We start from the raw sequence: 20,818 nt of genomic DNA on the forward strand, positions 1-20,818 counted from the left end.
CAGCCATGACGAACCCTCACCCAATCTACACGACCAGTGACGCAGTCCCGGTATTTGGGGATTTCGCGCGTGCGCTGCGCCAGCAAAGCGAACTGCGCCGCGCCATCACAGCCGCCTATCGCAAGCCGGAGAGCGAAACCGTTGCAGCACTTCTGGAGCAGGCGAGCCTGCCGGAGGAGATGCGACGTGATATTCGTTTGACGGCGAGCCAGCTGATCAAGGCACTGCGTGCCAAGCACAAGGGCACTGGCGTCGAGGGACTGGTGCATGAATATTCCCTGTCCAGCCAGGAGGGGGTGGCCCTCATGTGCCTTGCAGAGGCATTGCTGCGTATTCCCGATACCGCAACCCGCGATGCGCTGATCCGCGACAAGATTGCTGATGGCAACTGGAAGTCTCACGTCGGTGGCGGTCGTTCTCTTTTCGTCAATGCTGCCACCTGGGGGCTCGTCGTTACCGGCAAGCTCACCAACACAGTCGATGGCCGCAGCCTTTCCGCCGCACTCACGCGTTTGATTGCCCGCTGCGGCGAGCCGGTCATCCGCCGCGGCGTCGACATGGCGATGCGCATGATGGGCGAGCAGTTCGTCACCGGCGAAACGATTGCCGAAGCGCTGAAGCGCGCGCGCCCGCTTGAAGAACGCGGTTTCCGCTATTCCTATGACATGCTGGGCGAAGCTGCGACGACGGCTGCGGATGCTGAGCGCTATTATAGGGATTACGAAACGGCGATCCACGCGATCGGCCTCGCCTCTGCCGGTCGCGGCATTTATGATGGTCCCGGAATTTCCATCAAACTGTCGGCGCTGCATCCGCGTTACGTCCGCGCCCAGGCAGATCGCGTCATGAGCGAACTTCTGCCGAAAGTGAAGGCGCTCGCCGCGCTCGCAAAAAAATACAATATTGGCCTCAACATCGATGCCGAGGAAGCTGACCGCCTCGAACTGTCGCTCGATCTGCTGCAAAGCCTTTGCGAGGATCCCGATCTAGCCGGCTGGGAAGGCATGGGCTTTGTCGTTCAGGCCTATGGCAAGCGTTGCCCCGCGGTGCTCGATTTCATCATCGATCTCGCCCGCCGCAACAACCGTCGTATCATGGTGCGCCTCGTCAAGGGCGCCTACTGGGATGCGGAGATCAAGCGCGCCCAAGTCGACGGCCTGGAGGATTTCCCGGTCTTCACCCGGAAAGTCCATACCGACGTTTCCTATATAGCCTGCGCCCGCAAACTGCTGGCGGCAACCGACGCCGTCTTCCCGCAATTTGCCACCCACAATGCCCAGACGTTGGCGACTATCTATCATCTGGCTGGTCCGGAGTTCAAAAGCGGCAAATACGAATTCCAGTGCCTGCATGGCATGGGGGAGCCGCTTTATGACGAAGTCGTCGGTGCGTCTAAGCTCGGACGCCCGGCTCGTATCTATGCCCCCGTCGGAACGCATGAGACGCTGCTTGCCTATCTGGTGCGCCGCCTTCTGGAAAACGGTGCCAATTCCTCCTTCGTCAACCGCATCGGCGACAAGAGCGTATCTATCGACGAGCTCGTGATCGACCCGGTCGACGTGGTGCGCGGCATGGCCGAGATCGGCGCCCGCCACGATCAGATCGCCCTGCCCCGCGATCTCTATGGTGCTCGCCGCAACTCATCCGGTCTCGATCTCTCCAACGAAACGGTGCTGGCAGAAATTTCTGCTTCGCTGAAGTCTTCGGCAACGCGTGAATGGACCGCCAACCCGGCTGCCGAAACCGCAGGCACCAGCCGTCCGGTATTTAACCCCGGCGACCGACGCGATGTGGTCGGCACCGTCACCGAGATCTTGGAAACGGGCGTCGAGCCCGCAATGACGACCGCCAAGAATGCGGCCGCAGGCTGGGCGGCCACAACCCCCGCCGACCGCGCCGCCTGCCTGGAGCGTGCTGCCGATATCATGCAGACGGAAATGCCGGATCTGCTCGGTCTCATCATACGCGAGGCGGGAAAATCCATGCCGAATGCGATTGCCGAAGTGCGTGAGGCGATCGATTTCCTGCGGTATTATGCCGAGCAGGCACGCCGCACACTTGGCCCGGGGCATCGTCCGCTCGGCCCTGTCGTCTGCATCAGTCCATGGAATTTCCCGCTGGCGATCTTCACCGGTCAGATTGCGGCAGCGCTTGTCGCCGGAAATCCGGTGCTCGCAAAACCTGCGGAGGAAACCCCGCTCATCGCCGCACAGGGTGTCCGTATCCTGCACGAGGCAGGCATTCCCGCCGATGCGCTGCAACTGCTTCCGGGTGATGGCCGTATCGGCGCTGCCCTCGTCGCGGCAAGAGAGACCAGCGGCGTCATGTTCACGGGCTCCACGGAAGTCGCTCGCCTCATCCAGGCAGAGCTGGCGGGCCGTCTTCTTCCGAACAGCAAGCCTATCCCGCTAATCGCCGAAACCGGCGGCCAGAATGCCATGATCGTCGATTCCTCGGCGCTTGCCGAACAGGTCGTCTTCGATGTCATCGCATCCGCCTTCGACAGCGCCGGCCAGCGCTGCTCGGCCCTGCGCGTTCTCTGCCTGCAGGAAGATGTTGCCGATCGAATCCTCGCCATGCTCAAGGGTGCCCTGAAGGAGCTCTCGATCGGTCGCACCGATACGCTCAAGATCGATATCGGTCCGGTCATCACCGATGAAGCCAAGGGGAATATCGACAAGCATATCGAAGCCATGCGCTCCCTTGGTCGTAAGGTCGAGCAACTGCCGCTAGGCCCCGAGACGGAGAACGGCACATTCGTTGCGCCGACGATCATCGAGATCGCATCGCTGAAAGACCTTCAGCGCGAGGTCTTCGGCCCAGTCCTGCATGTCGTACGCTACAAGCGTGACGATCTGGAGCGGTTGATCGAGGATATCAACGGAACCGGCTACGGCCTGACGTTTGGCCTGCACACCCGTCTCGATGAAACGATTGCGCAGGTGACCGGCCTCATCCGGGTCGGCAATATTTATGTGAACCGCAATGTTATCGGTGCTGTGGTCGGTGTGCAGCCCTTCGGCGGTCGCGGCTTATCGGGTACGGGCCCGAAGGCCGGTGGCCCACTCTATCTCGGTCGTCTGGTCGAAAAGGCTCCGGTTCCGCCGCGTCACAGCTCGGTCCATACCGATCCGGCGCTGACGGATTTTGCTCGTTGGCTCGGCCAGCGTGGTCGCAACAGGCTTGCGAAGGATGCTCGCGAGACAGGCGCGGTCTCCGCGCTCGGCCTGCAGACCGACCTCGCCGGCCCGGTCGGCGAACGAAATATCTACGCGCTTCATCCACGCGGCCGCATTCTGCTCGTGCCGCAGACGGAAGTCGGGCTCTATCGCCAGCTCACGGCAGCACTTGCCACCGGTAACGATGTCGCGATCGATGTCGCGTCCGGTCTCAAGGCTTCGCTTGCCGATCTCCCGGCAAGCGTCGCTGCCCGGATCAGCTGGAGCGACGATTGGGCCAAGGATGCACCTTTTGCCGGCGCACTGATCGAAGCTGATGGCGAACGCCTGGTCGAGGCCACGAAGACGGTTGCAGCCCTGCCGGGACCGCTCATTCTCGTTCAAGCTGCTTCTTCCGAAGAGCTTGCTGAGGATGCGGAAGCCTATTGCCTGAACTGGCTGCTGGAAGAGGTTTCCACCTCCATCAACACCACGGCCGCAGGCGGCAATGCCAGCCTGATGGCAATCGGCTGATCGTCACTTGAAACGAGTTCCACCCGACCGTCAGGGCGGGTGGAGCGCTCATGCATTCAGCTCAATCGATGAACTCGCAGCCTGCGTCACGCAAGGCCTTGTCGACCCAATCGCGATTGACCGTGCCGGCTTCCGTCTCGGCCATCTGCTTCGTTTCGGCTTCATGCTTCTTCGTCGCCGCCTTGAAGACATCCGCCGCATCCGCCTTCGGCACGCAGAGAACACCGTCGAGATCGCCGAGGATCAGGTCGCCCGGCTCGATCACCGTGCCATTTATGGCGATCGGTAGGCCGATCTCGCCGGGACCGGTGCGATAGGGACCACGATGGGTCACGCCGACGGCGAACACCGGGACATTGCGCTCGATAAATGCTTCCGCGTCGCGGATCGCACCGTTCATGACGAACCCGGCCACGCCGCGGCGAATGGCGTGCGCCAGCATCAACTCGCCCATCAGCGAATTCGCCGTTTCACCGGCAGCATCGATAACAATCACGTCGCCCGGCTGTGCCATGTCGATCGCCTTGTGCAGCATCAGATTGTCGCCTGGGCGCGAGCGCACCGTCAGCGCCGGACCGGCCAGATTGCCGGAACGGTGCATCGGCCTCATCCGATCGCCCAATGCGCAGATGCGTGACATGGCATCGCTGACATTGGCGACGGGCAGACTGCGAAACGCCTCCACCTGCGTCTTCTCAATACGCTCCCAGTTCAGTTTGATGCGAAATCCGTAAGTCATGGGTACCTCAGGCAGACAGTTCGGTTGGGCGGGCGATCGAGCGTTCATCCGGCGCATTGCCGTCGAGAACGCTGATAATGTGCTGGGCGGCGATCACCGCCATCGCATCGGCGGAGCCATAGGTCACGCCGCCGATATGGGGGGTCGCGATCAGCGTGTTCAGCGCCCAGAGCGGGTTGTCGGCGGCCGGCGGTTCGGTGGCAAAACTGTCGAGTGCCGCACCCGCCACCGTGCCCGCTGCAAGCGCCTGCGCCAGATCCGCCTCATTGATGATGCCGCCGCGGGCGGTGTTGACGAGCACGGCCGATTTCTTCAAAAGGCCGAGCCGGCGCGCATCGATCAGGTCGCGGGTTGCGGCTGTCAGCGGGCAATGGATGCTCAAGACGTCGAGCGATGGCAGCATTGCGTCAATATCGTCTGCCGAGGCAAAGCCGTCCGCTTCTGCTGCGCCAGGCGCAAAGGGATCGTAAACGACGACCTCCATACCGAGGGCTTCGGCCATGCGCGCCGTCTCGCGGCCGATCCCGCCATATCCGACGAGGCCGATCGTAGCGCCTAAGAAATCCTTGCCGGTAAAGGTCGGTTTCGGCCATTCGCCGCCCTTCACAGCCCGGTCGAGTGGCAGCACTTCCTTGATCAGGCTGAGCGCAAGTGCGATCGTATGTTCGGCGACCGCCCGGGAATTCGAGCCCATCGCCCTCAAGACCGGAATGCCGAGCTTCGCAGCGGCTGCTATATCGACGTTATCGACGCCGACACCGTGTTTGGCGATGACCTTGAGATTGGGCGAGGCTCCGATGACTTCCGCAGTGATGCGCCCCTGACGAACCATAAGCCCATCGATCTTCAGGTCCGCAGCGCGTTTCGCCACCACCTCGGACGGATCGTAGGGTGGCGAGAAGAACACATCGATGTTGTGGCTGTTCAACAGTCGGATCGCCTTTTCGGCAATCTTGTTATGGCTTACGAGGATGCGGCGGCCACGCTTGCCGTGCTCGGCACCCTGGATGATGTCATGGGTCATGAGATAGCCCGCCCTTTCTCAATTCGCTGGAGAAGATTTTCGGCACGCGTCACGATCGGCGCGTCGATGAACTTGCCGTCCAGCATGAAGGCTCCTCGTCCCGCAGCAGCCTCTCCGGCATTGGCCGCAACGACCTTTCGCGCCCAGGCAACCTCTTCGGGGCTTGGAGAAAAACATTCGTTGAGGATCGGCACGACGGAAGGGTGAATGCAGGTGGCGCCGTCGAAACCGAAATCGCGCGCCTCGATGGCGGCAGAGCGAAGAGCATCCTTGTCGGCAAAATCGACGGTGGTCCTCAGCATGCCGAAGGACAACACACCTGCTTCCTTGGCGGCATAATGGATCATCAATTTCGGATAGCGCAGCACTTCCGGTGTGGGCTTTGCCCCCATCGCGGTTGCCAGATCTTCGCCACCGGATGTCAATCCAAACACCCGCGGGCCATGGGCGATCGCGCGAACGTCGAAAAGTCCCTTCATCTCCTCAATCAGCGGCACGAAGCCGATCGGAGAGCGGTCCGTTTCATGCGGCACGAGTGCATCGGCCAGACGCACGAGAATGTCCGCACTGTCCACTTTCGGAATGTAGAGCGCATCGGCCCCGGCGCGTGTCGCCGCAACGGCGTCCTCGACGAGGCGGTCGGATTGGTTGACGCGCACGAAAACCTGGCAACCAGACTGCCTGATCTCCGGCACCCATTTGGCCAGTCCCTCACGGGCTTCGGTCTTAGCGCCTTCGGGTACGGCATCTTCAAGATCGACGATGACGACATCTGCGCCGCGATGCCCCGCCTTTTCCAGAAAACGTGGTACATTGCCCGGAACATAGAGAAGCGAAGAGATCATTCCTTCACCTCCAACTCTTTCGGGCTCATGCCGATTTCGGCAAGGATCGCTTCCGTCTGCTCACCGACATTTGGGGCCGGATGGCGGAAGACGCCGGGGGTTGCGGAAAAGCGGGGGAAGATGTTGTGCTGCGGAATACTGCCAAGATCGGCATCCTCCACATCCACGACAATCTCGCGTTCGGCAAAATGCCGGTCGGTGCTGATATCGGCGATGTCATAGACCGGGCCGACGGTTGCGCCAGCCGCGCGCATGGCCGCCAGTGCATCGTCGCGTGTGCGGGTCACGAACCAGGCGCCGAGTGCTTCATCCACGAGTTCGCGGTGTCTGACGCGTTCCATGTTGGTCGAGAAGCGCGGATCATCCTTCATGTCGGGTCGGCCGACAATGTCGAAGATGCGCATCGCAATCACCTGGGTGGAGCCGGACAGTGCCACATACTTGCCGTCGCTGCACAGATAGACGTTGCGTGGAGAGACGGTGTTGGAGCCAGAGCCGGACCTCTGCTTGACCTTGCCGGTAACGCTGTAGATCGAGGCTTCCGGGCCGAGCGAAGCGAAGATCGGCTCCAGCAGCGACAGGTCGATGACTTGGCCTGCGGCATCGCCGCGTTCACGGGCAAACAGCGCCATCATCACGGCATTGGCGCCGGTGAGGCCGGAGATCATGTCGGCAAGAGCCAAGGGCGGCAGCACCGGTTCGCGATCGGGAAAACCGGTACGCGACGCAAAGCCGCTCATCGCTTCGACCAGCGTGCCGAAGCCGGGCAATTTGGCATAAGGTCCCGTCTGGCCGAAGCCGGAGATCCTGACGATGATCAGCCGCGGATTGAGCTCCAGCAGGCTTTCGGGCGAAAGCCCCATTTCCTCCAGCGTGCCGGGGCGAAAGTTCTCGATAAAGACATCCGCCGTTTCGAGCAGCTTTTTCAGCGCTTCCAGAGCCTTTGCTTGACGCAGGTTGAGTGCGATCGAGCGCTTGTTGCGGCCATAGGTTTTCCAATGCAACGAATGGCCGTTGTCGCGCCATTCACGCAGCGCATCGCCTTGCGGCGGCTCCACCTTGATCACGTCGGCACCAAAGTCACCGAGCTGCAGCGATAGCATATTGCCGGCAACGACACGGCTCAAGTCGATGACGCGAATACCGTGGAGCGGTCCTTTGCGGTCGGCCTCAAAGCGAACTGTTTTCTTTTCCTCTTCCATCGATCACCTCAATTCGCACCGGGCTTGTCGGGAAAGACAGCGCAGTGTTCCTGAGGAATGTGCACGAGGATCGAATCCTCCTTCAGCTCTGCCGGCGTCTGGATACGGAATTCGATCGAGCCGGAGCGCAAGGCATATTGCCAGACGGAGCCGAGATAGGTCCGCTGGTCGATCGACACCCGCATCGTGTTCGGGCCGGTTGAGCTGGAAAGCTCGATCTTTTCGGGGCGGATGGCGACGACGACGGAACCGTCCTTGCCGGCCGCGCCGGGCGGTGTGACGATCTCGCTGCCGTCGGCAAGGCGGATGCGGGCCTTGTCCGTGCCGCTTTCGATCATCGTGCCGTCGAAGAAGTTGGACGAACCGATGAAGTCGGCCACGAAGCTGTCAGCCGGGCGCTCGTAGATCTCGCGCGGCGTGCCGAGCTGGCGCATCCGGCCCATGCTCATCACGGCGATCCGGTCGGAGACGGCAAGCGCCTCGGCCTGATCGTGGGTGACGTAGATGGTCGTGACGTTCAGCCTTTCCTGCAGCTCGCGCAGCCAGACGCGGGCGCGTTCACGCAGTTTCGCATCGAGGTTCGACAGCGGTTCGTCGAGCAGCAGAAGCGGCGGGCGGTAGACGAGCGCACGGGCAAGCGCTACACGCTGCTGCTGGCCGCCGGACAGTTCGAACGGATACCGGTCCGCATAGGGCAGCATTTCGACGAGGCCGAGCGCTTCCTTGATACGCTCGTCACGCTCCGCCCTGCCGATCTTGCGAAGTTCCAGCGGAAAGGAAAGGTTTTCCGCGACCGTCTTGTGCGGCCACAGCGCGTAGGACTGGAAGACCAGGCCGATATTGCGCTTTTCTGGTGGCACCGTATTGTTCGGATTGCCGTCGAACAGGACCCGGTCGCCGACGCGGATCGTGCCGGATGTCGCGTGATTGAGGCCGGCGACCGCAAACAGTGAGGTCGACTTGCCGCAGCCCGAAGGCCCGAGCAGCGTCAGGAATTCGCCTGACGCGACATGTATGTTGAGATTGTCGACGGCGGTAACCAAGCCGTATTTGATGGTGAGGTTCTGAAGGACGAGATCAGCCATAGATTTTGGCTCCCATGACGCGGCGAGCGAGGATGACGAACGCGGCGGTAATGACGACTTGGAGGGTTGCTAGGGCGGAGACCGGGCCGTTATCGCCCTGGGCGACAAGCTGCAGCATGGTGGTGCCGATGATTTCGGATCCCGGCTGATAGAGGAAGGCCGCCGTCACATATTCCTTGAAGAAGTGGATGAAGAGCAGCGCGTAACAGCTAAACATGGCAGGCTTCAGGATTGGCACGATAATGCGCGTTACCGTCGTCCACCAGTCGGCGCCCGAGATGCGCGCACCACGGTCAAGTTCCTCGCCGACCTGAGCGAGTGCCGGAGCAATCGCGCCAAAACCCACCGGAATGTAGCGGATCATGAAGGCGAGGATCAACACGGCAATCGTGCCGCGTATGATGTCGGCTCCGGGAAGCCAGATCACCGCGTAGAAGAAGCCAAGACCGGCGATGATGCCCGGCAGCGAGCGTGGGAACAGCGCAATATATTCAAGTGATCGGCTGTAGCGGAAATCCGAGCGGCGGGCGACGAGTGTGATCACAAGGATGAAGAACGTGCCGATCGCCGCACCGATGGTCGCGACCAGAACGGAATTGACAATCGAGCGGACATAATTGGCCGATCCGAGAACGTGCTCGAAATTGGCCGTCGTCAGCACTTTCCAGAAGGGAATAAGCGGAGTGAGGAAGCTCACCGCCGACCGCATGAAGATGCCGCCGAAGATCGATATGATCGTCAGGAAGGCGAAAGCGAAGACGAACAGGAAGGCAGGCCAGCGCCAGGCGCCGAGATCGAGCGTTGACGGACGGCTCGCCTTGCCGCGCACGGTAACGAAACGACCCACGCCCTTCATCAGAAAGCCCTGCAGCCAGACGAGGAAGGCAACGACGATCAGCAGGATGACGGCGGCCGCGCCGACAATGCCGTATTCCGGGCGCACGGCAGCGTTGATGCCGGCGTTATAGAGGAAAGTCGTGACCGTCTGAATGCCGGATGGGCCGCCAAACAGTAGCGGGATGGCCAGCATCTCGATGCCGACGACGAAGTTCAGCACCGCCGAATAAATGATGGCGGGACGGATCATCGGAATGGTGACTGAAAACAATGCGCGGAAGGGACCAGCGCCGGTGGAACGCGCTGCATCTTCCAGCAGCGGATCAGCCTTGGTGACGGCGGCGAGACACATGAGATAGGTTAGCGGTGCCTGGCTCAGGCCTGCGACGATACCCATGCCCGTGACGCTGTAGAGGTTCCACGGTGCGCCGCCGAGATAGGTTTTGGCTGCCAGCGTCATGAAGCCCGACGGGCCGTACATGGTGAACCAGCCGAAGGCGATGACGAGGTTGGAGACGAATAGCGGCCAGATGAAGATCTCCCCCAGCCATTTGCGGCCCGGCAGGTTGGTGCGACCGACGAGAACCGCCATCACCGCTCCGAACACCTGCGCGACGACCATGGTCAGGGCGCCGAAATAGAGCGTGTTGAAGAACACCCCGGCCATGCCGGGTTCGCTGAAGAGGCGGCTGAAATTACCGACCGTCATGACCGCAGTGTCGTCATAGAGCGGCTTGTCAAGGAAGGCCTGGAAGATGATCGGGGTGATCGGACCGAATACGAGGATCGTCGTCAGCGCCGCAACGCCCCAGTAGATCGCACGCGATCGGTCTATCCCCCTTCCGGCCGCGCCGGGGTGGCTGATATCCGTCATCGAATTTTCCTGTCAGAGTTTGTTGAAGGGCTGGCTGTATACGATTGGCGGCCAGCCCTTCGGCTCGGCTTATTTGCCGGCGATCGCCGCGTTCCACTTCTCGACGAAGGGACCGGCTTCGGTAATCAGGCGCTGGTCAAAACCTGCGGTGATCACATTGTCCTCACCGACGATTTCGCTGATCTTCTGGAAGGTGTAGCGAACCTGGTCCTCCGGAACGTCTTCGCGGTAGGGGACGAGCCCGCCCTTGCCGACCTGCGTCTGGCCGTCCTGGCTCAGCGCATAATCGACAAAGAGCTTTGCCGAGTTCGGGTTGGCAGCGCCCTTCGGAATGCCCATGCCGCGCAGCATCATGATCGTGCCGTCATCGGGAAAGGCGAAGCCGAGGATTTCACCGCCCGGCTGTTCCAAGCGCGGGAAGATGGTGATGCCGGAAACGGCAATGCCCATAAGATATTCGCCGGTAGCGATCTTCTCGTTCATCGGACCGCCGGAGGTCTCGCCGCGGATCATCGGGCCGATCTTGCGAAGACCATCCCAGCCCGCCTCACCCTTCTTGTCCATATAGGCCCACCAGGCGGTCAGGCCGAAGCTGTTGCGTGCGGCGTCATAGGTCGTAATCTTGCCCTTGAACGTATCCGGCTCGCCCACGGCATCTTCGACCAGTGAAGCAAAGCCGGTCGGACGCTGGTCTTCGGGCAGAAGAGCAGCATTGTAGGTGATGACCAGCGGATCCGTCGAAAGCACGTTCACGCCCGGATAGGGATGGGCGAAATCGGGAAGGTTTGCGATTTCCGGGCTTTTGTAGTCGTCCATCAGGCCATCCTTGCCATAGGAAGCCCAGCGGTCATTGGCGCCGGAAACCAGAAGATCGGCAGTACGAGCGCTTGAGCCCTTTTCGGCCTCCCAGCGCGAATGCACCGTGCCAGAGCCCAGATCGACCGTCTCGACCTTCACCCAGGGATATTTTGCATTGAAGCCCTTGATGAGCGGCTGCCAGTTGTTGTCGGCCATGTTCGAATAGATCATCAGGCCCTTTTCAGAGCGTGAACCTTCGATGATCTTCGAGTAATCGGCCGGATATCCGGCCGGTACTTCCTGTGCCTGGGCAAAACCGGCAACGCCGGCAAACAACCCGGCGATAGCCGATAGAGTGACGAGTTTCATTCCTTACCTCCCTTTGGATAGACGACGACTGCGGCGCGCCAGCTCCTCACTGATCGCGACGGCAGTTTCCCTGACCACGTCGGAAATGCGGTCGGAATTTGAGATGAACCGGCCCTGCGGGCCGGAAATATTGAATGCAGCAATCGCTTTGCCATTGGCTCCGATGATCGGAGCCGCCGCGCCTGCCGCGCCTTCGACAACGCCCATGGCGTTGAGATAAAAGCCGGATGACCGAGCGCTTGAAACAGCATCCAGAAGCTTGGAATGCTCGGCTTCGGAAAGAGAGGCTGATGCGGCATAGGCTTGGATATCCGTATCAGAACCGCCAGCCAGCAGAACGACGCCGCTTGCAACTTTATGTGCCGGACGCGTCGGTACGATGTCGCGGTCGTAGAGGATTTCGCGTTTCGGCAGGACCTTATTGAGATAGCGGATCGATTGGCCTTCCAGCACCGCGATAAAGCCGCTTTCACCCGTTTGCTCAACCGCTTCGGAAAGATAGGACGAGACTAGGGCGATTAGGGCGCCATAGTTGCGACCATCCTGAGAGATCTCACCAGGCAGCCTGAGCAACTGATATTCGCCGCTGCCGAGACGGTGGATGTAGCCGCGCTCCGTCAGCGACTGCAACATCAGGAGAGCGCTTGACTTGGGCATGGCGAGCGCAGCCGCAATCTCCGAAAGGCTCGCGCCTTCCGGTGAGGCCGCAAACCATTCGATCATATCCAAGACACGCTCCACTCCGCGTCCGCTCACGATCATTCCTCTCCTGATTAAATGTTCAGTATATTGAACCCATACATAATATTGAAAATAATCAAGTTGGTCAACCTGTCTTGCGGAAAAGCATCAGGTATGGCTGGCGGCCGCGCGAGATGCGCAGCTTTAACCAAATGGATTTAGCGTGTTGACGGGGGTTCTTGAAGCAATGACACAAGCGGGGACGGTGAAGGTCGATGCCTGCGCGTCCAAAGCACCTCTGCGAGCGCTACGCCGGATTATCAATGTTGCTTGCGACGGACACAGCTACAGGCCGAGCATCTGCGCCGTACTGATGGGCTGGTTACGACGGCGAGCCAACGACACGAAGAAGCAACCAAGGTGAGGTGAATGCACGATGCGTGTATCACTCGCTCTATTTCGCGGTCTACACTTTGGCATCCGAACCTATGAAGCCGGCGATCGATCGGTCACTTATGCGACGACTGAAACAATCGTTCCCGAGACCCTTTAAGATGCTCAAGCATCAACCGGCGGGCGTCATCTTCACTGCGGTTGGCAATGGCCGTGGCGATAGCTTCATGTTCGGCAAACACGCGAGACAGGCCGGATGCCTCTCGTTTGATCGAAGCGCCGTGAAATTTCATGCCGACCGCGATGTGATCTTTCAAGGCTTCCATGGCAGTCGAAAAATAGTTGTTCTGGGCAGCGCGGGCGATCGCGAGATGGAATTGAAAGTCAGCATCCTCGCGATGGGACTGCCTGTTTGTGGCATCGCGCAGCAGTTCCAGCGCCTTCCGGATTGCCTTCAGGCTATCGACATCGTGGCGGGTGGCTGCGGCTGCGGCTGCGGCGGGCTCCAGCGTCAGGCGGAACTCGTAACAGTTCAAAAGGTCGGCGACGTTCTCCAACTGACCGAACCCGAGCGGGTTCCTGAGGCCGACGGAGCGGACAAAGCTGCCGGCGCCGCGGCGTGAATAAATAAGGCTCTGGTCACGCAGGCGCTTCAATGCCTCACGGATAACCGGTCGCGACACCTCGAATTCGGCGGCGAGATCATGTTCCGTCGGCAGGCGTTCGTCCGGCTTGTAGGCGCCTGACTTGATGGCACGCAGCATGCGCTCGAAAACGATATCGGCGAGGCCCTTGCGAGCGGTTCCAGTTTCAAGTCCCATTTTTCAACCCGCCCTTTGCAGGACCATATCCGCTATTCGTTTCAACGTATCGGGATGACCGAAGCCTCCCGATTTGGCAATGATGCATCGCCCTCCGGCTGAGGCAAGGCCAAGACCCGGCAGGCATTCGCCATGGAGGCGCAGTCTCGAAAGACCAAGCTGGCGTAGCACGGCCTCCGCTGTTGCTCCTCCCGAAAGAAGCAGCACTCCGTCGTAATCGGCAAAATTCTGTTTCAATCCATCAGCAAGAGTTTCTGAAACTTGCTGCGGATCTTTTTCCGTCATGCCTGGCGTCGCCTGTACCAGCGTCAAGTCAGAGCCAGTATCGGCCGCTGCGTCGAGATGGCCGTTAGGCGCAGGCAGGTAACTCAGACTGTGCGCGCTGCGAAGAGCGGCTATTTGCGCAAGTGTAATCGGGTCGCGAGAGCCGATTACGAATGCGATCCGGCCAGGTGGAATGGTTGCCGCCTGTGAGGCTACCTTGGCCGTCATACGGCGGGCGAGTGCCTCGGCAAGACCGCGCGCGCCGATCAAAAGATCGGTACCGTCATTTTCGGCCCCGGCCAGAACTGCATCCATATCGTCCGGTGTGCTGGTATCGGGAACACGGGCGCGGCTTGCATGGACACCGAGCCGATCGGTGATCACGATCGGAGTTTCGATACCAAAACCTTCAACCCGCCCATCCCTCACGATCCGCTCGAACTCCGGAATCGCAGGCGCTACGAGAGCCTGTTTGAAGGGTGTGGCATCCAGCTCGGCAACGATATTGCCCTTAAGCCGGGAATCGACCTTCTTGAAAAGTTGCGTCCCTTTCGGCAGCAGGGCGATCACCGCATCGGTTATGGCGCGCGCCTCGTCCGGCGCGATTTCGCGCGTATTGAGGTTGATCGAGAGAACATCAGGATGGTCATCGACAATATGGACAATCGCGTCGCGACTGAGCGCCACTTCCGTGCGCAGGCCACGCCCGGCAAATGGCGCTGCCGAGTCGAGCGCACCGGTCAGATCGTCCGCGAGAATGGCTAACATATGTCTCCGCCCACTTATGTTGTAATCTTTATACCACAAGAAAATGCTGAAATGTCAACACTAATGTATTTCATGATAACAAATTCAGTGGCTCTCGCGTGATGAATGACAAAGCTGTTGTAACCATGTTCCGGCGCACGCATTCGGGGAGCCGTGAAGTCCTCGTCAATCAAAGGGCATTAATCGTGATCGGCCTGCAAGCCAACAGGATCTCGCGATCTGTGAACAATCGCAGATTGGTCACAGATCGTCGCCATGAACGTGGAGATTGGCGATTTTCGCCATTTTCTAGGGAGAAATACGGCGCGTGCCCACACGCCGCGACATCATTGGACGCGACCCAGATTTCTCAAGACTCTACCATTGAATGGAGTTGGAAATCATGAGCTGCCGTTAGTTGAAATGCCAACGGGGCAGATCGCTGGGCTACTCTTTAAGCTCGACAAGCGCCAATGGCGCTTGTCTTTGATCGTCATCCAGCCTCTGGAGCGCTGTCGAAAGCCATCTTTCCCGATTACGACTTAAGGATCTTGCCGCCCTCGGCCACCAGGCGCCCTTGCTTGAAAACCCTGCGATTTCCGGGAAAGCCAACCACGGACTCTGGTACATGTTCGGCGGCTATCGCAACAAAATCCGCCTTGGCGCCCACTGCGATCCCGTAACCGTCAAGCCTGAGCGCCTTTGCTCCCGCGGTGGTGACGATATCGAATGCCGCCTGCAATTCCGTGTCCGTGAAGAAGCCGGAGCGGTAACCGATGATCTCGGCCCGGCGCAGCATGTCGCCATCGCCATAGGGCCACCAGCTATCGCGGATATTGTCGCTACCGCTGAAGACATTGACGCCTTCCGAGCGCAACAGTGCAACCGGCGGAAAGCTGTGATGCCCCGGCGCATTGGTCATGATCGAGATACCGCTTCTGGCAATTCTTGCGGCGATCTTGCGTGCCGCATCGGTCGGAAGATCGCCGAGACCATAGGCGTGGCTGATCGAGACGTGGCCCTGCATGCCGAGCGCTTCCGTTCGGGCGCAGATTTCCTCGATGGTGAAGGCTCCCATCGTGCCGCCTTCGTGCAGATGGATATCCGCATCGACGCCACGTTTCTCTGCGATACCAAAGACGACATCAAGATGGGCGGTGACATCGCGGTCGAAACTGGCCGGGTCCAGTCCGCCGATCAGGTCTGCGCCGAGGCCGATCGCCTCGTCGAGAAGCTCGGGCGTGCCGGGGCTTTTCAGGATGCCGCTCTGCGGAAAGGCAACGAGCTGGATATCGATGATATCCCGGTATTCTTCCCTGACCGCCAGGATCGTCTCCAGCGATTTCAGCCCGACCGAACCATCGACCATGACATGGCTACGCATCTGCAGCGTGCCATGCGAAACGCAGAGCTCAAGCTGCTTGATGGCACGCTCGGCCATCGGCTCGGCCTTCGCCATGTTTTCCGCCTGAAAGGCGACCCGTTCGTGGACGTCAAAGCCGTTGCTGCAGGGACGATGCGGCACCCATTTTCCGCCGTAGAAACTGGTATCCAGGTGGATATGCCCCTCGACGAAACCGGGTACGAGCAGATCGCCTTCAATATCGATGACATTGCTTGAACCGGCTGCGGCGGCCACCGGCTGGATGCCAGTTATCCGGCCGTTCTCGACATGAATGTCATGCAGCTTGCCGTCGGCAAGCTTCGCATTGGTGAAAATCGTAGTGGTCATGATCGGATGTTTCCTGAATTTTTTGTCGTTCAAAGCTTAGATGGCAGGCGCCAGATGGCACGCAACCAGGCCGCCGCCCTTGCGAGCGCGAACCTCGGGAGCCGTCTTGCTACAGAGATCCGCTGCCATCGGACAGCGGGGATGAAAGGCGCAGCCTTTCGGCGGATCGAGCGGGCTTGGCGGTTCGCCGCCCATCAGTTCCCGGTCGCGATTGGGAGCCGCGACATCCGGGATCGTCTGCAGCAGCAACCGCGTATAGGGATGCTGCGGATCGGCAAACAGCGCCTCCGTATCGGCTTCCTCGACGATCCGGCCAAGATACATGACTGCAATCCGGTCCGCCATGTGCCGCACGACGGCGAGATTGTGGCTGATGAAGAGATAGGTGAGGCCCAATTCATCCTGCAGGCGGCGCATCAGGTTGAGGATCTGCGCCTGTACCGAAACGTCGAGCGCCGACGTCGGCTCGTCGCAGACGAGGAATTCCGGCTCACTAGCAAGTGCCCGGGCGATCGAGATACGCTGCCGCTGCCCGCCGGAAAACTCGTGCGGATAGCGTTTCGCATCGTCCGCAGAAAGACCGACCGTGCGCAGCAGTTCGGCGACGCGCGCCTCGATCACGTCCGCGCCGTGGCGCAGGCCAAATTCGCGGATCGGCTCGGCGATGATATCGCCGACACGCCAGCGTGGATTGAGGCTCGCATGCGGATCCTGAAAGATCATCTGCGCTTCCATTGGCTTGCCGCGGCCCCTGCCCTTCACCGCTGGTGCAAACAGGATCGCGCCCTCGCTCGGTGCGTAAAGCCCGGTGACCAGCCGCGCGACCGTGGACTTGCCGCAGCCGGATTCACCGACGAGAGCGAGGCATTTCCCCTTCTCGACCGTGAAGGTGACATCCTGCACGGCGCGCAGATATCGTTTCGGCTTGCGGTCTATCACGCGGTTCAGCCAGGGCGCGGATACGTCAAAGATGCGGGAGAGCTGATCGACTTCCAGGGCGTTGTTTGCGCTTCTCACTGAACACCTCCATCATGAACGAGACAGGCGACACTGCCCTGCCCTTCGGCAACCATCACCGGGCGGACATTTCGACACCGCGACCCGGCTTCAAGACAGCGCGGATTGAAGGCACAACCGGTCGGAATGGCATTCAGCCGCGGCATCGCACCGTCGATCTGGGCTAGACGCTCGACACGGGCGCCGAGTGCTGGGATCGAGCCCATCAGGCCGCGCGTATAGGGATGTTTTGGCCGGCTCAGTACCTCTTCGACCGGGCCGATCTCGATGACGCGTCCGGCATACATCACCGCCACGCGGTCGGCAGTTTCGGCAATCACACCCATGTCGTGCGTGACCAGCATGACGCCTGTGCCGTGCTCGCGGCAAAGTTTTCGCAGCAATGCGGTGATCTGCGCCTGGATCGACACATCGAGCGCCGTCGTCGGTTCGTCGGCGATGATCAGTTGCGGATTGCCCGCAAGCGCCAGTGCAATGACGACTCGTTGACGCATGCCGCCGGAAAACTGGTGCGGATAATGATCGATCCGCTCCTCCGCGCCGGGAATGCCGACCTGTTTCAGCAGTTCGACGGCGCGGGCACGCGCTTCCGCACGGCTGAGGCTCGAATGCAGCCTGATGGTTTCGATGAGCTGCTGGCCAACGGAAAATAGCGGGTTGAGCGAGGTAAGCGGATCCTGGAAGATCGCACCGACCATGCTGCCGCGGATCGACGCCATTTCGGCTTCGCTGAGATTGTCAGTGCGCCTGCCGCCGATGCGGATTTCGCCGGAAGCCACACGGCCCGGCGGTTCGAGCAGGCCTAGCACGGCCATGCCGGTCATCGATTTACCTGCGCCGGATTCGCCGACGACACCAAGGATCTCGCCGCGCCTGATGGTCAGCGAAACCTCGGAGAGGGCAGTGAGTACCCCCTTGCGAGTCGGGAATTCGACGGAAAGACCTCGAACATCCAGCGCAAGTGCGTCAGAGGCTGGTGGGTGGTAGGAGATGCTCATGACGCAACCTCGCTTTGCCTGAGATGCAACGGATAGCTTGGAGGAAAGATCGTCTCGACTGGCGGATGCCCGTAAGTGCGTTCGGGATAACGAGCGACCAGCCTATCGAACTGCGCCTGCGCCTGATCGCGAGCAACGGCAAGGTCGATACCGGCAACCTGCCCGTCGCGCATCGACAGCCGACCATCGACGATCGTGGCACGGGTGACGCGACCGGTCGCGCCATAGACGAGCGTCTGGATCGGATCGATGCGCGGCGCGATCATCCGGTCGGCCATGTCGAAGACGGCGATATCGGCTTTTGCGCCAACTGAGAGACGCCCGAGATCGGGGCGGTTCACGGCTTCGGCGCCTGCGATTGTTGCAGCGTCGTAGAACTCAGCTGCTGAGCCGGCATCGCCACGCCCTTCCGCAATGCGGTTTGCCATCAGGCCGACCGACATGTTCAACACCATGTCCGGCGGCGCGGTGTCGGTTCCCATGCCGATGCGGATGCCCATCGCCTTCAGCTTCGAGAAGGATTTGAGCGAAGAACCGTGTCTTGCCGAAACCAGCGGGCAATGAGCGACCGTGACGCCGTTTGCGGCATAGCGGGCAAGGTCTTCGTTTGTCGCAACGGTCGCATGTGGCGCGATCAGGCGCGACGAGAGCAGGCCAATGCCATCCAGCCATGCCGGTGCGGTGACACCATGCAGACGCCGCACGGTCTGCAATTCCATCTCGCCTTGCGCCATATGCAGCCGTACCGGCAAATCCATTTCGCCGGCATGAGCGAATGTCCGGCGCAACAGGGTCTCCGTACAGGTCTCGACCCGATCCGGGGCGAACATGCCGGATATCAGCCCGCCGGCGGTGCCATGGACACTCCCCGCGAAAGCGGCTGCAGCATCAAGCTCCGCCAGTCCACGCTCTTCGTCGAAAACCGGCTGCATGGCGCCCATCTTATCAAGGATTACGCCGCCGCTGCGATAGGCGGGCCCGAGCCAGACGCGCAGACCAAGCTCTTCGGCCGCAACCGCCGCCGCCTCGAATTCCGCTACCGTTTCGCCCCAGGCGCGATAAAAAAGCGATGCAATCGGCAGAGCCGACGTGATGCCGTTCAGAAGAAGCTGCGCAAAGGCATATCGCTTCTGGAAGGAAAGCTCTTCCAGGCCGTACATTTCATAGGCCCGCGCCGCGTAATCATGCGGCCAGACGCGCCCCTTCTTCCAGCCTGGCTGGTTGTCCATACCCAGAACGGTCGTGTCGAGGTCGGATAGCGCATCGAGATCGACAAAGCCAGGGCCGATCAGGGCCTCGCCCATGTCGTAGCGCGCTGAAACTTCGCCCTCGAACCTTTTGCCGATCCAGATGACGCGATTATTCTCGATCATCACTTCGCCACCTTCGACGAGCCGTCGACCTTCGGGGAAATCGGCAATGATGTAGCGCGCCTTCAGCGCCCATCGGCCGGGTGGGCGTTTTCCGAGCGGAAGATCGAACCAGTTCCTGTCTCTTATCATGGCCGTTCCCGCAGGCTCTTGCCGTCACGGGCAACGACATTGCCGGCCGTGACGACAAGCTTGCGCGACTGGTGGGTGACGATCGCTTCACCGACACTTTCGCCCTCGACGAGGACCACATCGCCGCGCCCGCCGACAGTCAGCGCATGATTGACGCGGTCCATCGCCATCGCCCCGCCGGTGGTGCAGACGTCGAGCGCCATCAGCAACTCGTCGTCGCGGCGCAGATTGTTCTTCATGCCGAGCAGCATGGCGCGCTCCAGCATATCGCCATTGCCATAAGGCCCCCATGTGTCGCGAAAGCCGTCGACGCCTGCGCCGAAGCGCACGCCGGCGGCGCGCAGCCGCTTTAGCGACGGGACTTCGCGTGACGGCGGCGCGGTGGTCAGGATCGGGACGTCGAGTTCGGCGCAGGTGTCGATCAAGGCCTGCGAGGCATTCCAGTCGGGAAGCGCAAGGCAGAAGGCGTGGCTGACCGCAACCTTGCCCTGCATGCCCGTGGCGCGGATGCGCTCAAAGATCATCTCCATCGAAAATGCGCCAAGTTCGCCGAGTTCATGCAGATGGATGTCGATGCCTTTGCCGTGTTTTTCGGCCAGCGCGAAAATCGTATCTAGATGGGCTTTCGGATCGCGATCCATGCCGCACGGATCCAACCCGCCGACGAGATCGGCGCCTATCTCCATCGCCTGATCGAGCAGTTCAGCGGTTCCCGGCCGGCGCATCAGGCCGGATTGCGGGAAGGCGACGATCTCGATCTCGACGACACCGGCAAGCTGACGACGCGTCTCCATCACGCCTTCGAGCGCGACCAAGCCCTGATCGGTGTCGATATCCACATGGGTGCGGATCAGCGTCGTGCCGTAGCCGACAGATTGCAACGACTGGCGCATGGACTGGACATGGGCGTCCAGCCCGTAGTCGCGCTTCACCTTGCGCTCGTTGTCGATCTTGTCAATCAGCCGCGGGCCGACTTCGTTCACGTACCAGGGATAACCGAGCAGCGACTTGTCGAGATGGGTATGTGCATCGACCAGGCCCGGAATGGCGATGCGGCCACCGGCGTCCTCCATTGCAGTGCCCTCGCCTGCAAGTCCCGGGCCGATCGCAGCAATGCGACCGCCTTTGATGAAGATGTCGGACGCCCCGCCTCCCATGGGCCTTGCGTTCTTAATCAGAAGATCACTCATGGATATGC

16 protein-coding genes are annotated in these 20,818 nt (G+C 60.8%); 1 reads left to right on the forward strand and 15 read right to left on the reverse strand.

What is annotated here, in order from left to right; genetic code table 11:
- Positions 1–5: 5 nt before the first annotated feature.
- Positions 6–3,692, forward strand: a complete 3,687-nt coding sequence (gene putA / locus JNB91_RS11805; RefSeq protein ID WP_220325713.1) for a trifunctional transcriptional regulator/proline dehydrogenase/L-glutamate gamma-semialdehyde dehydrogenase — start codon at positions 6–8, stop codon at positions 3,690–3,692.
- A 61-nt stretch (positions 3,693–3,753) separates the two neighbouring features.
- Here putA and JNB91_RS11810 read toward each other — a convergent pair whose 3' ends face one another.
- The 15 genes from JNB91_RS11810 to JNB91_RS11880 all read right to left on the reverse strand — a co-directional run bounded on the left by JNB91_RS11810 (position 3,754) and on the right by JNB91_RS11880 (position 20,810).
- Positions 3,754–4,431, reverse strand: a complete 678-nt coding sequence (locus JNB91_RS11810) for an RraA family protein (protein ID WP_220325714.1) — start codon at positions 4,429–4,431, stop codon at positions 3,754–3,756.
- A 7-nt stretch (positions 4,432–4,438) separates the two neighbouring features.
- Positions 4,439–5,455 carry a hydroxyacid dehydrogenase gene (locus JNB91_RS11815; protein ID WP_222857514.1) on the reverse strand — a complete coding sequence of 339 codons (1,017 nt, stop codon included), beginning with the start codon at positions 5,453–5,455 and terminating at the stop codon, positions 4,439–4,441.
- A complete protein-coding gene (locus JNB91_RS11820) occupies positions 5,452–6,300 on the reverse strand; it encodes an HpcH/HpaI aldolase/citrate lyase family protein (RefSeq protein ID WP_220325715.1) in 849 nt (282 codons plus the stop codon). The genes JNB91_RS11815 and JNB91_RS11820 overlap by 4 nt, the downstream gene beginning before the upstream one ends.
- Complete coding sequence (locus JNB91_RS11825) at positions 6,297–7,502, reverse strand: CaiB/BaiF CoA transferase family protein (protein ID WP_220325716.1); 1,206 nt, start codon at positions 7,500–7,502, stop codon at positions 6,297–6,299. The genes JNB91_RS11820 and JNB91_RS11825 overlap by 4 nt, the downstream gene beginning before the upstream one ends.
- Positions 7,503–7,510: 8 nt before the next feature.
- Positions 7,511–8,587, reverse strand: a complete 1,077-nt coding sequence (locus JNB91_RS11830) for an ABC transporter ATP-binding protein (RefSeq protein ID WP_220325717.1) — start codon at positions 8,585–8,587, stop codon at positions 7,511–7,513.
- Positions 8,580–10,298 (reverse strand): ABC transporter permease, encoded by a 1,719-nt coding sequence (locus JNB91_RS11835; RefSeq protein ID WP_220325718.1) that lies wholly within the window; start codon positions 10,296–10,298, stop codon positions 8,580–8,582. The genes JNB91_RS11830 and JNB91_RS11835 overlap by 8 nt, the downstream gene beginning before the upstream one ends.
- Before the next feature lie 69 nt (positions 10,299–10,367).
- Positions 10,368–11,465: an ABC transporter substrate-binding protein gene (locus JNB91_RS11840; RefSeq protein ID WP_220325719.1), complete on the reverse strand. Its 1,098-nt coding sequence runs from the start codon at positions 11,463–11,465 to the stop codon at positions 10,368–10,370.
- A 3-nt stretch (positions 11,466–11,468) separates the two neighbouring features.
- Positions 11,469–12,221 (reverse strand): IclR family transcriptional regulator, encoded by a 753-nt coding sequence (locus JNB91_RS11845; protein ID WP_220325720.1) that lies wholly within the window; start codon positions 12,219–12,221, stop codon positions 11,469–11,471.
- A gap of 434 nt (positions 12,222–12,655) precedes the next feature.
- Positions 12,656–13,360 (reverse strand): FadR/GntR family transcriptional regulator, encoded by a 705-nt coding sequence (locus JNB91_RS11850; RefSeq protein ID WP_220325721.1) that lies wholly within the window; start codon positions 13,358–13,360, stop codon positions 12,656–12,658.
- Between the two features lie 3 nt (positions 13,361–13,363).
- The gene (locus JNB91_RS11855; RefSeq protein ID WP_220325722.1) at positions 13,364–14,392 is read right to left on the reverse strand and encodes a four-carbon acid sugar kinase family protein; all 1,029 of its coding nucleotides are present in this window, start codon (positions 14,390–14,392) and stop codon (positions 13,364–13,366) included.
- A 514-nt stretch (positions 14,393–14,906) separates the two neighbouring features.
- Positions 14,907–16,103, reverse strand: coding sequence for an amidohydrolase family protein (locus JNB91_RS11860; RefSeq protein WP_220325723.1), 1,197 nt, complete (start codon positions 16,101–16,103; stop codon positions 14,907–14,909).
- A 36-nt stretch (positions 16,104–16,139) separates the two neighbouring features.
- A complete protein-coding gene (locus JNB91_RS11865; RefSeq protein ID WP_220325724.1) occupies positions 16,140–17,120 on the reverse strand; it encodes an ABC transporter ATP-binding protein in 981 nt (326 codons plus the stop codon).
- A complete protein-coding gene (locus JNB91_RS11870) occupies positions 17,117–18,118 on the reverse strand; it encodes an ABC transporter ATP-binding protein (protein ID WP_220325725.1) in 1,002 nt (333 codons plus the stop codon). The genes JNB91_RS11865 and JNB91_RS11870 overlap by 4 nt, the downstream gene beginning before the upstream one ends.
- Positions 18,115–19,620: an amidohydrolase family protein gene (locus tag JNB91_RS11875; RefSeq protein ID WP_220325726.1), complete on the reverse strand. Its 1,506-nt coding sequence runs from the start codon at positions 19,618–19,620 to the stop codon at positions 18,115–18,117. The genes JNB91_RS11870 and JNB91_RS11875 overlap by 4 nt, the downstream gene beginning before the upstream one ends.
- Positions 19,617–20,810 (reverse strand): amidohydrolase family protein, encoded by a 1,194-nt coding sequence (locus tag JNB91_RS11880; RefSeq protein ID WP_220325727.1) that lies wholly within the window; start codon positions 20,808–20,810, stop codon positions 19,617–19,619. The genes JNB91_RS11875 and JNB91_RS11880 overlap by 4 nt, the downstream gene beginning before the upstream one ends.
- Between the last annotated feature and the right edge of the window lie 8 nt (positions 20,811–20,818).

Origin of the sequence: Aliirhizobium wenxiniae, from assembly GCF_019511445.1 — a bacterium.
In the GTDB taxonomy this organism is placed as follows: Bacteria; Pseudomonadota; Alphaproteobacteria; order Rhizobiales; family Rhizobiaceae; genus Neorhizobium; species Neorhizobium wenxiniae_A.

What these genes read in the sequence shown, in the direction of transcription:
- putA (WP_220325713.1), top strand. Translation starts at nt 6, where the DNA reads ATGACGAACCCTCACCCAATCTACACGACCAGTGACGCAGTCCCGGTA.
- JNB91_RS11810 (WP_220325714.1), bottom strand. Translation starts at nt 4,431, where the DNA reads ATGACTTACGGATTTCGCATCAAACTGAACTGGGAGCGTATTGAGAAG.
- JNB91_RS11815 (WP_222857514.1), bottom strand. Translation starts at nt 5,455, where the DNA reads ATGACCCATGACATCATCCAGGGTGCCGAGCACGGCAAGCGTGGCCGC.
- JNB91_RS11820 (WP_220325715.1), bottom strand. Translation starts at nt 6,300, where the DNA reads ATGATCTCTTCGCTTCTCTATGTTCCGGGCAATGTACCACGTTTTCTG.
- JNB91_RS11825 (WP_220325716.1), bottom strand. Translation starts at nt 7,502, where the DNA reads ATGGAAGAGGAAAAGAAAACAGTTCGCTTTGAGGCCGACCGCAAAGGA.
- JNB91_RS11830 (WP_220325717.1), bottom strand. Translation starts at nt 8,587, where the DNA reads ATGGCTGATCTCGTCCTTCAGAACCTCACCATCAAATACGGCTTGGTT.
- JNB91_RS11835 (WP_220325718.1), bottom strand. Translation starts at nt 10,298, where the DNA reads ATGACGGATATCAGCCACCCCGGCGCGGCCGGAAGGGGGATAGACCGA.
- JNB91_RS11840 (WP_220325719.1), bottom strand. Translation starts at nt 11,465, where the DNA reads ATGAAACTCGTCACTCTATCGGCTATCGCCGGGTTGTTTGCCGGCGTT.
- JNB91_RS11850 (WP_220325721.1), bottom strand. Translation starts at nt 13,360, where the DNA reads ATGGGACTTGAAACTGGAACCGCTCGCAAGGGCCTCGCCGATATCGTT.
- JNB91_RS11855 (WP_220325722.1), bottom strand. Translation starts at nt 14,392, where the DNA reads ATGTTAGCCATTCTCGCGGACGATCTGACCGGTGCGCTCGACTCGGCA.
- JNB91_RS11860 (WP_220325723.1), bottom strand. Translation starts at nt 16,103, where the DNA reads ATGACCACTACGATTTTCACCAATGCGAAGCTTGCCGACGGCAAGCTG.
- JNB91_RS11870 (WP_220325725.1), bottom strand. Translation starts at nt 18,118, where the DNA reads ATGAGCATCTCCTACCACCCACCAGCCTCTGACGCACTTGCGCTGGAT.
- JNB91_RS11875 (WP_220325726.1), bottom strand. Translation starts at nt 19,620, where the DNA reads ATGATAAGAGACAGGAACTGGTTCGATCTTCCGCTCGGAAAACGCCCA.
- JNB91_RS11880 (WP_220325727.1), bottom strand. Translation starts at nt 20,810, where the DNA reads ATGAGTGATCTTCTGATTAAGAACGCAAGGCCCATGGGAGGCGGGGCG.